The organism is Pseudomonas sp. KU43P (assembly GCF_033095865.1).
Taxonomy (GTDB): Bacteria; Pseudomonadota; Gammaproteobacteria; order Pseudomonadales; family Pseudomonadaceae; genus Aquipseudomonas.
The window spans coordinates 4,993,799-5,007,611 of sequence record NZ_AP019365.1; the positions used below are offsets into that span (position 1 = coordinate 4,993,799).

Here is a 13,813-nt window from a genome sequence, read left to right on the forward strand (position 1 = left end):
GTTCGTCGAACGGTTCTATGCTGTTACTCAGGATCCATCGTCAGGGTAGACGCGAACATGCAAGCAGGCCCGGCAAAACGGCAAAAAGGCGCGGCAGCCCTGGAGTTCGTCGCCGTCTTCATGATCTTTTTCTCAGTATTCTACGGGTTGGTCAGCTACACCCTGCCGATGCTGATGCTGCAGTCGTTCAACCAGGCCAGCAGCGAGGCGGTGCGCCGCTGCGTTGCCCTGGACCCGAACAGCGCCAGCTATGCCGCCGATATGCAGGTACTGGCCCATCAGGTGATCCGCGACCAGTTGGCCTGGATGCCCGCCCCACTCAAATTCGACCCCGCCAGCGATGCGCAGGTGACACTCGATGCCAGCAAGCTGCTGAAAGTGACCATCAACTACCCCAAGGACAAACTGACCAATGTCTTGCCGTTGCTGGTGATACCCATCATTGGCGAAGTGCCTAACCTGCCGGCAATGTTGAAGGCCGAAGCGAGTCTGCAACTGTGAGTGGCCTGTTCAATCGTTGGCTGGGCAGCCAGGCCACTGAACCCACAGCCGAAATGCCGCTGGCCGTTGGCCTGCAAGTATGGCTGGATGAGCACGGCCACGTGCAGCGCCTGTCCGGGCCCTTGCGCACCGAGTTGGCCGTGCCCGGCCAGGCACCCGCGTCTATGCGCAGCTACCTGCATCAACGCAGCTGGCTGGTGCTCGAAGGGGTACCCGCTGACTGGCAAGGCCAGGTGCTGGACCTGGATTTCCGCACGGTCCACGGCCAGCCCCTGCATACCCGCGGCTGGCTGCAACGGCAGGCATCTGGCTGGATGCTGCAGCTCTTCGACATCGGCGACCTGCTGCGCCAAAGCGACCAGCAGGACCAGCGGCTGAGCCAGCAGCAACTGGCCATCGACATCAGCCAGGCCATGCGTGACTGCAGCGAACATTGGCTGCCACAGACCAGCGCCGAGCAGTTGCAGCACCTGGCCATGCATTGGCACGCCGGCGCGGCGAGGCTGCTGCTGGCGGACGCAGGCGGCTGGCGTACGTATGCCAGCAGCGAAGGTGAGTGGCCGTGGCCCGATGACGAACGCCTGCAACCCTGGCTGCAAACGTTGCCTGCGCGCTTTCAGCACGTAGCGCCCGATTCCGCCCAATGGCAGGGTATGTGTGCAGGGTCGGCGCTGTTTCTCATGCCGTACAGCCATGGCCACGACGTCCAGGCCTGGTTACTGTGTGCCGGGGCGTCTTCAGTGCCTGCACCAGAGGCTGCCGTGGGGTTGCTGCACGCCCTGGTCGACCCCCTGCTGGTGCGCCTTCGCCAGGCGCAGCTAGAGCAACGCTCTCGCCATCTGGATGAGCTGCAGCGGCAACTGGGCGCCGGCTGGTGGGCGTGGCCATTGCAGGGGCCGTTGCACCTGGATTCGGCCTTGGCCACCCGCCTCGAGCTGCCCTGCGAGGTCAGCCTCGAGCGATGGCTGCTGCGCCTGCACCCGGCCGACCGGGAAGCTGCGCACATGGCCCTGGAGCAGGCACGCGCTGGCGTTGCCTTGAGCCTCAGCCTGCGCCTGATCGAAGCCGACACCCTGGCCAGCCCGCGCTGGCTGCACTGGGTGGGGCAACTGCACGGCCGCCAGGTGCAAGGTTTCATGCTCGACATCAGCGCCCTCAAGGCCCAGGAGCTTCAGGCCAATGCCGCCCGCGCACGCCTGGATAATCTCATCGCCAGTTCCCCTGCGGTGATCTACATCCAGCGCTATGCAGCGGGTGCGCTGCACAGCGAATTCTTCAGCGACAGCCTGATGCCCTTGCTGGGGTGGACCAAGGACAGCGAACTGTGCCGCCAGCCTGGCCAGGCGGTGCACCCCGAAGACCGCCAGACCTGGCTGGACCGCACCCGCGCGCTGCTGCGCGACGGCCAGGTACGCAGTCGTTACCGCCTTCGCGATCATCGAGGTGGCTACCACTGGATATTGGACGAAGCCCGCCTGTTGCGTGACGACCTGGGCCAGCCGGTCGAAGTGGTCGGCCTGTGGCTGGATGTCAGCGAGGCCACCGAGGCCGCAGAGCGTGTGCGCCAGAGCGAGGAGCGCTACCGGGTACTGGTGGAAGACTCACCCGCCATGATCTGCCGCTACCGCCCCGACCTGCAGTTGCTGTTCGGCAACCGGCCACTGGCCGATCAACTGGAATGCGCGCCCGGGCAGCTTGGCGAAATGAACCTGGGCCAATGGATGTCCGACAGACAGCGCCAGGCGTTCATGCAGCGGCTGGCAGCACTGACCCCGACGCAGCCGTTGAGCAGCGCAGAGGTGTGCCTGCAACTACCGGGACGCCGGCATGCCTGGTGGGTATGGGCCGAACGCGGGTTGTTCGACGAACACGGCCAACTGGTGGAAGTGCAAGCGGTGGGGCGCGACAACACGCAGGTGCGACACAGCCAGCAGCAACTGCTGCAAGGCGCCAAGATGGCGACCCTGGGCGAGCTGGCAACCGGGCTGGTGCATGAAATCAACCAGCCGCTGAATGTGATGCGGCTGGCCGTGGTCAACACGCTCAAGCGGCTGGAAAGCGGCACGGTCGATATCGACTACCTGAACGGGAAGCTGCAGCGCATCGACGCACAGGTCGAGCGCGTCGCGCGCCTGGTCGAACATCTGCGCACCTACGGGCGGCGATCCGAAGTCGAAACCCAGGCGTTTGCGCCCTGGATGGCAGTGGACGGCGCGGTGGCGCTGCTGGCGCAAGGGCTGCGCGGCAAAGGTGTGGCCTTGCAGATCGAGCAGCCCGGGCAGTGCCCGCAAGTGCTCGGCCATCAAGACCAGCTTGAACAGGTGTTGATCAACCTGATGGTCAACGCCCGTGATGCCTTGCTGGAACGGCAAGTAGCCTCCCCCCGGATAACCGTAAGCCAGTACCTTGAGGCGGGGCATGTGTGCCTGCAGGTGGAAGACAACGCCGGCGGCATCGATCCACGCCTGCTCGAGCGCATCTTCGAACCCTTCTTCACCACCAAGCCTGCAGGGGTTGGCACCGGTTTAGGGCTGTCGGTCAGCCACGGTATCGTCGAGGCCATGGGCGGCAGGCTGGACGTGCTCAACAACAGCGAAGGCGCCTGCTTCCGGGTAGTGTTACCGCGCTATAACACCAATTGAGCGCGGCCACTGGAGCAACTGAGGTTGGCGCCGACATCAGCGTTGACCAAGTCAATGCCCAGTACTTTCAGAAGCACATTGAGCAACGGGTCGATCAGCGGGCTGAGCAGGCTCTTGATCAGTGGCTCGAGAATGCCTTTGACCGTATTGAGCACATTACCAACGATCACCAGCACATCTCCCAGGCCACTGTTGCCCGTGGGTTTGAACGCCTGAAGCTGTACACCCAGCAAGGTGTCGCTGAGGCTGCCGACCACGTTGTCGTTGGCTGTGCGCATGTTCAGGTAGGCGGGTGGTTGACCGATGTTGGGCGGCTCGCTGGCGGGCGCCTGGAACACCAGCGGGCGCTCGACCGGGCCGCTGCCGAGCAGCTTGCTGTCGACGCGCAGGCCAAGGCCGCCACCGGCATATGGCACGCGCGGGTCGCAGGTGCCAAGGACCAGTAACTTGATACAGCGCTTGGTGCCGATGTCGATCAACGGCAACGCCTTGATTGCAGTGGTGCCGGTAGTGAAGAACGCCGTGGGGGATTCGAAACGCCCGACTGCGATCTTGGCGGCAGCGCTCTGCGCCTGGGTGGTGAGGCGTTTTGGCGAGCAGCTGAAGGTGTCGGAAGCCTGCGGGTTGAGGCGGGCGGTGGCTTCGGCGACTTCCAGGCCGATATCCAGCTGCAGCTTGTCGGGGACGAGGATGATATCGGTGACCGTGCATGGCACGCCCAGCAGGCAGAACACCGATTCCAGTGTGGCGGCGAGGTTCAGGCTGAGCAGGTTGCCGAGCACGTTGGTCAGTGGCGCGGCCAGGTCCAGTACCGCATTCGCCAGGCCCAGGACGCCATTGAGCAGCGGCAGGTCGAGCGAAATCATCGCCCGCACCTGCGCCGTATGAACCTTCAGCTCGTCCGTGCGCGGATCACCGACGGCCGAGATCTGCTGCGGCTCGATCACCTTCAGCCGCACCCGGCCATTGACCAGCCCCAGCACGCTGAGCGGCAAATCGGCATTGGCTGCGCTCTCGCTCGCCGCCAGCTGGATCACCCCCTGCACCAGTTGCAGCAACTGGATGCTGGTATCCAAACCGGCTTGCGCCGTGCCGTTCTGGACATCGAGGATATCGCCCAACTGCAGCAATGTGCTGTTGCCCGCCCCCAGCGCCAGCTTGCCCAGGTTGGTCACCACATCGGCGGCAGCGCCGCTTTGCTGCAGTACCTTGACTGCCGCTTGCAACAGTTGCGTGGCAGTGGCGTTGGCGTTGAGCAGTTGCTGGTAGTCTCCCACCTTCAGGTTCAGGTCGATGGCCAGCTGGTTGAGGTACTTGAGCAAGTTCAGGTCGGTGGCAGCGATGCCTTTCCAGCCGGCCAGGTCGAGTTGCACGCTGCCGCCCAGGGCACCGAGCAGGGCATTGAGCAGCACCGACTGCCGTGAGTCCACCGTGGCCAAAGTGGTACGAATGCTCAGCATGGCCTGCGGCGGTAGTGGCTCGGACGCAACTGCATGGGCATGCAAGGTGGTGGTCAGTGGCTGCCCGCCGCCTTGCACCAAGGTATAGATACCGCCGGCAAAGCTGGTGGTGACGGTGTTGCTCACATCCACCCGGATCGCCTCATTGCGGGCATTGTCGCTGGTGAACGTGCGCAGGCTGTTGGCGCCGGTCTGCAGGTAGCCACAGCTGGCCACCAACGGATTGCCAGGGGCATGACCATTGCGGGTGGCGGCCGTGCGGGCGATGGCCATGGCCTGCGGGCCGGTGCCGCTGCAAACGGCATACTGGCCGGCAGCTTCCAGTGCTGCCATGTCGGCGATGCGTTGCAATTTGCGCTGCTCGAGGTACAGGCGGCCGCTGTCGAGCGCCACCAGCAGGAAGAGCAAGGCCATGGCCAGCGTGGTCACGGCCATCAGGCCGATCGCGCCGCGTTGACGGGCAGCGGAACAGGAAACCACGTGCACTCCTTTGCAGGCCTGGGGCCAGCCTTCGCTGCTTGGATCAAAGGAGTGTAGTCGCAATGATGGCTAATTGCCTTGACCTTGAACCAAGCCGGGGTCGATCAATGGCGTGAACCAACCCGGCACTCGCCCGGTCAACTCCTGCAGTCAACTTTGCAGGCCCGCACCATGCACAACCCATTCGACCAGATCAGCGCCGCCTTCGCCCCCGAGTACCGAATCAACCTGAGCATCGAGCGCCTGGACGGCAGCATCATGCTGACGCTCTCCGACGACGCCGGGGTGGCCGCCAAACGTCTCATCACCCAAGCCCAGCGCAACGACCCGGTGCGCCTGCAGCGGGTCATCGACAGCATTCGCCTGGGCCTGGCCATCGAGCTTGGGCAGAACCCCTTGCAAGTGCTGGCCGCCCTCACCCGCGACCCGCTTCACGCCCCCGGCCACTTCAGGGCCAACTGAGCCTATTTGACGTCTTCCACTTCCTTGCCGTTGGCGTCCAGCACTTTGGTCGAAGGGTAGCGGTACGAAGCGTAGCGCACCACCAGGATCGCGAAGGCCAGCAGCAGGATGCCGCCGCACACATACAGAAGGCCTACGTCCGGCGCCTTGTGGTGCGAGACATCACCGATCAGCAGGCGCGTAAGCGCGGTGATCGCCACATAGAGCAGGAAGCGGATCGGCATGTGGTTGGTCTTGAAGTAGATCCCGACCATCGCCCCCAGCTCCAGGTAGATGAACAGCAGCAGGATGTCATCGACACTGACCCCGCCCTTGCCGAGCATGTCGAGGAAGGTGACCACTGCCGCATAGGCCGTGATGGCGCCAATGCCGAACAGCGCCAGGTAGTGGAACGCCTCGACACACAGGTTACCCAGCGAATCGGCCGAGCCATGCAGCCCGTTGCGCAGCTTTTCAGCCCATTTGATGTTCACGATGTCCAACTCCCCGATACGACCTGAAGGATGATGCGTCACCACTGTGACGCTTGTGCCATGCAGTTAAAGGGCCAGGCCCTTGCCTTGGAAGGCGACCGATTGCCGCAAGGCACCTGTGAGCTAGGCTTTTTTGCGGCGAGGCTTGCGTCAGAGGCGCCAGGCCATTACTGTATGCGCATACAGTAATCGATCAACCAACCGCAAAAAGGCACAGAGGTGATGAATGGCCGTCGAAGTGGTGTACCGCAGCAGCCGCGACCCGGAGCGCTTGTTCATGGATAAGGCCGAAGCAGATCGTCACGACAAGATGCTCGAACTGGCCGAGCGCCTGGCCGAGGTGTTGCAGAAGGCGGTGCCTTCGCTGACCGAGCAGCAGGTCGAGGAAGCCGGCATCTACATGGCCAAGAACCGTGACGTGTTCGCCCGGGCGTTCAAGAGCCAGCCGGATGCCTTGGCGGAGCTGCTGGAGGGTGGCGCAGCAGAGTGACAGAGACTTGCGCCATCTCTGTAGAAGCGACCCACACTGTCGTCAGCCGTACAGCAAACGCTCGGCCAGCATCTGCGCCACCCGTGCCGGCGAGCGCTTCTCGGCCTGAGCGTGTGCGAACACTTCGGTGAGCCGTGAGGGGATGCGCGCCAGGTGCGCGGTGATGGTGCCGATGTCCTCGCCGCGGTGTTTCATCGCCACGTAGATCAGCCCGCCGGCATTGATCACGTAGTCCGGCGCATACAGGATGCCACGCGATTCCAGCTGATCGGCCACCTGCAAGGTGGTCAGCTGGTTGTTCGCCGCCCCCGCCACCGCCGCACAGCGAAGCTGCATCACGCTCTGGCCATTGAGCACCGGCCCCACGCCGCACGGGGCGAAGATATCGCAGGGTGTGCTGATCAGGGCGTCGTTGGTTACCGGGTGGGCATTGAACTGCTCCACCGCGAGGCGCACCCGCCCAGGGTCGAGGTCGCTGACCAATAGTTCCGCACCCGCCGCGTGCAACTGTTCGGCCAGGGCGTACCCGACATTCCCCAGCCCTTGCACCGCCACCCGCAGGCCTTCGAGGTTGCCGCTGCCCAACCTTGCCTGGGACGTCGCGCGGATGCCGGCGAAAACGCCCATGGCCGCATGCGGCGAGGGGTCTCCGGAGGCCGTGGTGCTGGTGACATGGGGTGTGCTCTGGGCGATGCAGTCCATGTCCAGGGTCGAAGTGCCGCTGTCCACGGCAATGATGAACCGCCCGTGCAGGGTATCGATGAAGCGGCCGAACGCCTCGAACAGAGCCGCGCGGTTTTCTACATGCGGGTTGCGCATGATCACGGCCTTGCCGCCGCCCAGCGCCAGGCCGGCCAATGCCGCCTTGTAGCTCATGCCCTGGGCCAGGCGAATGGCGTCGGTCATGGCGCTTTCGTCATCGGCATAGGGCAAGTAGCGGCACCCGCCCATTGCCGGGCCCAGATGCTCGCTGTGAATCGCCACCACGGCCTTGAGGCCAGTGGGCGGGTCGATAAAGAGGTGCAGCGACTGGGTACGGGTGCTTTGCATCAGCGCGAACATCGACAGGCTCCCCAACGAGGTGCTCCTACCAGTATAGGCACGCGGCCCCGTCCGGCACTGCGGGCGGACCACTGGACGAATCATGACGCCAGAGCTAATACTCAAGGTGTGTGGAGAAGCCCCATGAACCCACGTAAAGCCTGCCTAGAGTGCCTGGAACGCGAGCCTGTCGCCCTGCTGGAAGCTGCCCTGTGGATTGCCGTCGAGCACGACCGAAAGGCCGAGCCGGCAAAGGCATTTGCCACCTTGCATGACCTGCAACGTGAGATCAGCGCCCGTCTGCCCATGCTGCCCCTGAGCGAGCTTGCACAACCATTGCTGCGCCAGCTCAGTGCGCTGGGTTTCCAGCAAGACGAATTTCACCCGTTGCGCCCGCAGGCGGCGCTGTTGGACAAGGTGCTGCAGCGCCGCCGCGGCCAACCCTTGGCACTGGCCATCATCACCCTGGAACTGGCCCGTCGCCTATCGATCCCGCTGGAAGGGGTAGCCTTCCCCGGGCATTTCCTGCTGCGCGTACCGGGGGCCGATCACCTGCTCGACCCTTGTGGTGGCCGGCGCTTGTACCCCAATGATTGCCGCGAACTGTTGGCTCGGCAGTTCGGCCCCCATGTACCGCTCACCGCCGAACACCTGCATGCAGCCAGCCCGACGCAAATGCTCCAACGCCTGTCGCGCAACTTGCGTCAGCTGCACATGAGCAACGACAACCACCTGGCCGCGCTGATCGATGCCGAGCGAGTGATGCAACTGGGCCCGGTGCAGGTCAGCGACTACATGACCCGCGCGTCGCTCTACCAGCAGCTGGATTGCCCACAGGCCGAGCGCTTCGACCTTGAGCACGCCCTGCTGCTGACCGACGACCCGGTACAGCGCCTGAAGCTGTCCGAACGGATCGGCAAGCTTCCGGCGTCGAACCACTCGCTTCACTGAGCCGGCGTGTCCACCTGGCAGGACGGATGCGCTTTGGCGAATGCCGGGTGCCCAGCGGCCAGTGCCGCGACCCGGCGAATACGCGGATAGCCTTCGAGATCGATGTTGAAACGCTCGGCCGCGTAGAGCTGCGGGATCAGGTAGACATCCGCCAGGCCCGGCTGATCGCCGAAGCAGAAGCCCTGGTCGCCGATCAGTCGTTCCACCGCCGCCAGGCCCTGGTCGATCCAGTGGGCGATCCACTGATTGACCTGCCCTTCGTCATGCCCGAGCTTGCGCAACTGGTTGAGCACGCTGACGTTGTGCAGCGGATGCACATCGCAGCCAATGATCGCAGCTACGCCACGCACCTTGGCGCGCGCTTCGGCACCGGCAGGCAACAGTACGGGCTGTGGATAAACCTCTTCCAGGTACTCGATGATCGCCGGCGACTGCACCAGCAGGTCACCCCCATCGGTGCGCAAGGCCGGCACTCGGCCCTGTGGGTTCATCGCCATGTAGTCGCTGCCGCGCTGTTCACCTTTGAGCAGGTTGACCGGCAGGGCCTGGTAACCCAGGCCCTTGAGCGCCAGGGCGATGCGCACGCGATAGGACGATGTGGAACGGTAATAGGTGTACAGCTCCATTGCCCTGCCCCCTCAGTTGGCCGCGATGATCTTGCCGCGGCATTCACCGAAGCCGATGCTGGCCACGCCATCGCGCTGGCAACGTGCGCGCAGGATGATCTCGTCGCCGTCCTCGAGGAACTTGCGCACCTCGCCGCTGGCCAGCTCCACCGGCTGCTTGCCACCCACGGTGGTCTCCAGCAGGCTGCCGAAGGCGTCGGGCGTGGCACCGGACAAGGTGCCCGAACCGAACAGGTCGCCTGGCTGCAACTGGCAGCCGTTGACACTGTGGTGGGCGATCAACTGCGCCACGGTCCAGTACATGTTCAGGGTGTTGCTCAACGCCAGGCGGTGGGCCGGCAAGCCCTGCTCGCGCATGCGCTCGGTGAGCAGCAGCACTTCCAGCTCGATGTCGAACGCCCCGGCAGCCTGGTCACGCGGGTCCAGCAAGTAAGGCAGCGGTTGCGGGTCACCTTCCGGGCGCGCCGGCTGGGCGCAGCGGAACGGCTCCAGCGCTTCGGCAGTCACCACCCAGGGCGAGATCGAAGTGATGAAGCTTTTCGACAGGAACGGGCCGAGGGGCTGGTATTCCCAGGCCTGGATGTCCCGTGCCGACCAGTCGTTGAGCAGGCACAGGCCGGCCAGGTGTTGTTCGGCCTCGGCAATCGGAATGGCCTGACCCATGTCGTTGCCCTGGCCGATCCAGATACCCAGTTCCAGTTCGTAGTCCAGGCGCGCGCACGGGCCGAAGCTTGGCTCGGTGTGGCCGGCCGGCAGCGTCTGGCCTTTCGGGCGACGCACATCGGTGCCCGAAGGACGCAGGGTAGACGCTCGGCCGTGGTAGCCGATCGGCACGTACTTGTAGTTGGGCAGCAGCGGGTTATCGGGGCGGAACAGCTTGCCGACGTTGGTGGCGTGCTGGATGCCGACGTAGAAGTCGGTGTAGTCGCCTACTTTGGCCGGCATGTGCATCTGGCATTCGCTGGCTGGATACAGCGCCGCGTTTAGCGCTGCCTGGTGTTCGCTGTGCTCGCCCAGCAATACCAGCAGGCGTTCGCGCAGGGCCACCCGGGCATTGCGGCCAAGGGCGAAGAAGGCATTCAGGGCGCCGCCACGGGTTGCCTCGACGGCGGCCTTGGCCTGGCCTTCGAACAACCCGGTGGCCAGCACGGCCTCCAGATCGAGGATGGCGTCGCCGATGGCCACGCCACAACGCAGCGCTTCACCCGGGCGGCTGAAGATGCCCAGCGGCAGGTTCTGCAGCGGGAAGTCGCGGTGCCCGTTGGCGTGCTCGACCCAGCTACGGGCGTTGGCGGTCTGGTTCATCGGTTATCTCCGGTTCGGGTTGAAGGTGCTCGGCAAGGTGGCCCAGCAACTATCGTAGTCGGCCTGCAATTGCGGGCATTCGAGGGCCTGACGGCTCGGACGCAGCACCTGGCTGGTCTCGAACATGAAAGCCATGGTGTTGTCGATCTTGTGCGGCGCAAGGTCTGTGGTGATGGCTTTCTCGCAGGTGTCGGCATCAGGCCCGTGAGCGCTCATCACGCCGTGCAGCGAGGCACCACCCGGCACGAAGCCTTCGGCCTTGGCATCGTAGGCGCCGTCGATCAGGCCCATGAACTCGTTCATCAGATTGCGGTGGAACCATGGTGGACGGAAGGTGTTTTCGGCCACCATCCAGCGCGGTGGGAAGATCACGAAGTCCATGTTGGCCAGGCCGTGTACGCTGGTCGGCGAAGTCAGCACGGTGAAGATCGACGGATCGGGATGGTCGAAGCTGACCGTACCCAGGGTGTTGAAGCGGCGCAGATCGTATTTGTAGGGCACATTGCTGCCGTGCCAGGCGACCACGTCCAGCGGCGAATGCTGCAACTGGCAGGCCCAGTGCTCGCCGAGAAATTTCTGCACCAGTTGCACCGGCCGCTCGGCTTCTTCGTAGTGCGCTACCGGGGTGAGGAAATCGCGCGGGTTGGCCAGGCCGTTGCTGCCGATCGGGCCGAGGTCCGGCAGGCGCAGTGGCGCGCCGTGGTTTTCCGCGATGTAACCACGCGCCTGGCCGTCGAGCAGCTCGACGCGGAACTTCATGCCGCGCGGGATCACCGCGATTTCCAGCGGCGCGACATCCATCAGCCCCAGTTCGGTGGCAATGCGCAGGCGACCCTGCTCGGGTACCAGCAGCAATTCGCCATCGGCATTGAAGAACACCCGGTCCATGGAGCGGTTGGCGCGGTAGATGTAGATGCTAACCCCAGCCGGCTTTTCAGCCGCCGAATTGGCCACCATCGGCAGCCAGCCTTCGATGAAGTCGGTCGGCTCGCTGGGGATCGGTTGCGGGTTCCAGCGCAGGCGGTTGGGGGTGACTGCGCCCAGCGGGCCGCCGAGCGGCTGGCGCTCCAGGCGTTCGAAGCGCGGGTGCAGGGCCGAGGGGCGGATGCGGTAGAGCCAGGTGCGACGCAGCTCGCTACGGGCCATGGTGAACGCCGTACCCGACAGCAGCTCGGCATACAGCCCGTAGGGGGCCTTCTGCGGTGAGTTCTGCCCAACTGGCAATGCGCCGGGCAAGGCTTCAGAGGCGAATTCGTTGCCGAAGCCGCTCAGGTACTGAAGGTCGGGGGACGTGTCGCGATTCATCGAAGCCTCCGGGTTTTGTTTTTATCGTAATCAGATTACGAATAACGTAATTTGCTCCCTGCATGGCGTCAAGCTATAAAGGCGCGACTCGAAGAATCCGGAACCTCCACGCCCATGGCCAAAGCCAGCTCCACCACCGACACCGGCAAGCAGAAGGTCCGCTCGGCGGAAGTCGGCACCGACATCCTCAAGGCCCTCGCCGAGCTGTCCCCTTCCACCTCGCTGTCGCGCCTGGCCGAACACGTGCAGATGCCGGCGAGCAAGGTGCACCGCTACCTCCAGGCGCTGATCGCCAGTGGTTTTGCCGAACAGGATGCAGCCACCAACCACTATGGGCTGGGGCGTGAAGCCTTGCGCGTGGGCCTGGCGGCGCTAGGCAGCATCGATGTGTTGAAAGTGGCGGCGCTGCCGCTGTCGCAACTGCGCGACGAACTCAACGAAAGCTGCTTCATCGCCGTGTGGGGCAACCAGGGCGCCACGGTGGTGAGCATCGAGCCTGCGGTGCGCGCAGTCACCGTGGTGACCCAGATCGGTTCGGTACTGCCGCTGCTCAGTTCGTCCACCGGGCTGGTGTTCGCCGCCTACCTGCCGGAGCGCGAAACCGTGGACCTGCGCGACCGTGAACTGGCCACGCTGCAGCACTCTGCCAGCGACTACGCCCCCCTGCTGGCCGGCATTCGCGAGCGCGGCCTGCACCATGTGCATGGTTTGCTGATGCCCGGCGTGGATGCCCTGTCGGCACCGGTGTTCAACGCCCTCGGGCAGATCGCCGCGGTGATGACCGTGGTGGGGCCGACGTCGATCTTCCACGCCGATGAACATGGCCCGGCGGCGCAGCGCCTGATGGCGGCTGCCCGTGATACCAGCTGGCGCATGGGCCATTCACCGAAGGCCTGAAACAGACGTGGGCACTGTTGCCCGAAACGTAAAGGTGAATGTCATAAGCGGCTATTTTTCCCACAGGATCAAGCGCTTATTCTTAACTCACTGGCCGGCATGAAGGGCACTACCCCCCCCGCCCTTCAGGCTTGCGAGGTTCTACCGACGTAGATTTTGAAGCTCCTTGATCTAACGTCTCGATTGGCCGCTGCGATTGCAGCGGCCTTTTTTATGCAGGGTGCAAACAGCCATCAACCCAGCGGATACTTCTGCAGGTTGGCCATCATCTGTTGCAGCGCCTGCACATTGTCCTGCGGGTGCACCGCGTCGTCGAAGTCGCCGATCCGGGCCCAATTTTGCGCCACTTGCTCCGGGGTGAAGCCTTCGCGCGGGTCGAAGCCGACACCCAGGCTGCGCTCCCAGCGCACCTTGCCAATCCAGCCACCGCCCACCTCGAACAGCGCTCCGCTGTCCTGGCACTGCTCGCTGCCCAGGTACACCACCAGCGGGCTCACCAATTCGGGCTTGAGCCGCTCGAATACCTGCGGCGGGATCAGCCCTTCGGTCATGCGCGTGCCGCCAGTGGGGGCGATGGCATTGACCAGCACGCCATGCTTGCGTCCTTCGATGGCCAGGGTGCGGGTCAGGCCATACAGGCCCAGCTTAGCCATGCCGTAGTTGGCCTGGCCGAAATTGCCGTAGATACCGGAGGTGGAGGCGGTGAAGATCACCCGCCCCCAGTTCTGCTCGCGCAGGTGCGGCCAGGCGGCGCGGGTAACCTTGTAGGCACCCTCGACATGCACCTGGTAGACCTGCTCCCAGTCAGCGTCATCCATCTTGTGGAACGTCTTGTCACGCAGGATGCCGGCATTGTTCACCAGCACGTCGACTTGGCCGAAGCTGTCCAGGGCCTGTTCGACGATGCGCGCGCCGTCGCTGACCGAGTCGTGGTTGGCCACCGCCGTTCCACCTGCAGCGCGAATCTCTTCCACCACGCGGTCGGCTGCCGAGGCATTGGCGCCTTCACCATGGCTCGACCCACCCAGATCATTGACCACCACCCGGGCGCCGCGCGCGGCGAACAGCAGCGCATGGGCGCGGCCCAGGCCGCCACCGGCCCCCGTGACGATTACCACACGGTCTTGCAGAGATACCGGCTCGCTCATGCTCTTGGCTCCAGCTCAGATTGAATGCGTCG

Annotated in this window: 13 protein-coding genes; 6 read left to right on the forward strand and 7 right to left on the reverse strand. The window is 64.4% G+C overall.

The features are described from left to right. Window positions 1-57 precede the first annotated feature (57 nt). Together KU43P_RS22845 and KU43P_RS22850 are read left to right on the forward strand one after the other, a co-directional pair. The gene (locus KU43P_RS22845) at window positions 58-501 is read left to right on the forward strand and encodes a TadE/TadG family type IV pilus assembly protein (RefSeq protein ID WP_317659782.1); all 444 of its coding nucleotides are present in this window, start codon (window positions 58-60) and stop codon (window positions 499-501) included. Next, entirely contained in the window at window positions 498-3,143 is a 2,646-nt protein-coding gene (locus KU43P_RS22850) for an ATP-binding protein (protein ID WP_317659783.1), read from the forward strand. The genes KU43P_RS22845 and KU43P_RS22850 overlap by 4 nt, the downstream gene beginning before the upstream one ends. Here the strand turns inward: KU43P_RS22850 and KU43P_RS22855 are convergent. Continuing rightward, window positions 3,128-5,083 (reverse strand): TadG family pilus assembly protein, encoded by a 1,956-nt coding sequence (locus tag KU43P_RS22855; protein WP_317659784.1) that lies wholly within the window; start codon window positions 5,081-5,083, stop codon window positions 3,128-3,130. The two genes, KU43P_RS22850 and KU43P_RS22855, sit on opposite strands and share 16 nt — an antisense overlap. Window positions 5,084-5,254: 171 nt before the next feature. On the opposite strand from KU43P_RS22855, the gene KU43P_RS22860 reads away from it, so the two are divergent. Further along, window positions 5,255-5,545 (forward strand): DUF3509 domain-containing protein, encoded by a 291-nt coding sequence (locus KU43P_RS22860; protein WP_317659785.1) that lies wholly within the window; start codon window positions 5,255-5,257, stop codon window positions 5,543-5,545. 2 nt (window positions 5,546-5,547) lie between these two features. Here KU43P_RS22860 and KU43P_RS22865 read toward each other — a convergent pair whose 3' ends face one another. Then, window positions 5,548-6,018, reverse strand: coding sequence for a phosphate-starvation-inducible protein PsiE (locus tag KU43P_RS22865; RefSeq protein ID WP_317659786.1), 471 nt, complete (start codon window positions 6,016-6,018; stop codon window positions 5,548-5,550). A gap of 226 nt (window positions 6,019-6,244) precedes the next feature. Between KU43P_RS22865 and KU43P_RS22870 the strand changes: the two genes are divergently transcribed. Then, complete coding sequence (locus KU43P_RS22870) at window positions 6,245-6,508, forward strand: YebG family protein (protein WP_317659787.1); 264 nt, start codon at window positions 6,245-6,247, stop codon at window positions 6,506-6,508. Window positions 6,509-6,550: 42 nt separating this feature from the next. Here KU43P_RS22870 and KU43P_RS22875 read toward each other — a convergent pair whose 3' ends face one another. Further along, window positions 6,551-7,570, reverse strand: coding sequence for a Glu/Leu/Phe/Val dehydrogenase family protein (locus KU43P_RS22875; RefSeq protein WP_317659788.1), 1,020 nt, complete (start codon window positions 7,568-7,570; stop codon window positions 6,551-6,553). A 123-nt stretch (window positions 7,571-7,693) separates the two neighbouring features. Here KU43P_RS22875 and KU43P_RS22880 point away from each other — a divergent pair, with 123 nt between their 5' ends. Further along, window positions 7,694-8,500 (forward strand): SirB1 family protein, encoded by an 807-nt coding sequence (locus KU43P_RS22880; protein WP_317659789.1) that lies wholly within the window; start codon window positions 7,694-7,696, stop codon window positions 8,498-8,500. Here KU43P_RS22880 and maiA read toward each other — a convergent pair. Genes maiA through hmgA form a run of 3 tightly spaced genes read right to left on the reverse strand, consistent with a single transcriptional unit; the run spans window position 8,494 to window position 11,736 of the window. Beyond that, window positions 8,494-9,126: a maleylacetoacetate isomerase gene (gene maiA / locus KU43P_RS22885; protein WP_317659790.1), complete on the reverse strand. Its 633-nt coding sequence runs from the start codon at window positions 9,124-9,126 to the stop codon at window positions 8,494-8,496. The genes KU43P_RS22880 and maiA overlap by 7 nt on opposite strands. Before the next feature lie 12 nt (window positions 9,127-9,138). Next, on the reverse strand, window positions 9,139-10,431 hold the full coding sequence (fahA, locus tag KU43P_RS22890; protein ID WP_317659791.1) for a fumarylacetoacetase: 1,293 nt from the start codon (window positions 10,429-10,431) through the stop codon (window positions 9,139-9,141). Window positions 10,432-10,434: 3 nt separating this feature from the next. Then, on the reverse strand, window positions 10,435-11,736 hold the full coding sequence (hmgA, locus tag KU43P_RS22895) for a homogentisate 1,2-dioxygenase (protein ID WP_317659793.1): 1,302 nt from the start codon (window positions 11,734-11,736) through the stop codon (window positions 10,435-10,437). A 114-nt stretch (window positions 11,737-11,850) separates the two neighbouring features. Here hmgA and KU43P_RS22900 point away from each other — a divergent pair, with 114 nt between their 5' ends. Then, on the forward strand, window positions 11,851-12,633 hold the full coding sequence (locus tag KU43P_RS22900) for an IclR family transcriptional regulator (protein ID WP_317659794.1): 783 nt from the start codon (window positions 11,851-11,853) through the stop codon (window positions 12,631-12,633). 233 nt (window positions 12,634-12,866) lie between these two features. On the opposite strand, the gene KU43P_RS22905 is transcribed toward KU43P_RS22900, so the two are convergent. Beyond that, a complete protein-coding gene (locus KU43P_RS22905) occupies window positions 12,867-13,781 on the reverse strand; it encodes an SDR family oxidoreductase (RefSeq protein WP_317659795.1) in 915 nt (304 codons plus the stop codon). Between the last annotated feature and the right edge of the window lie 32 nt (window positions 13,782-13,813).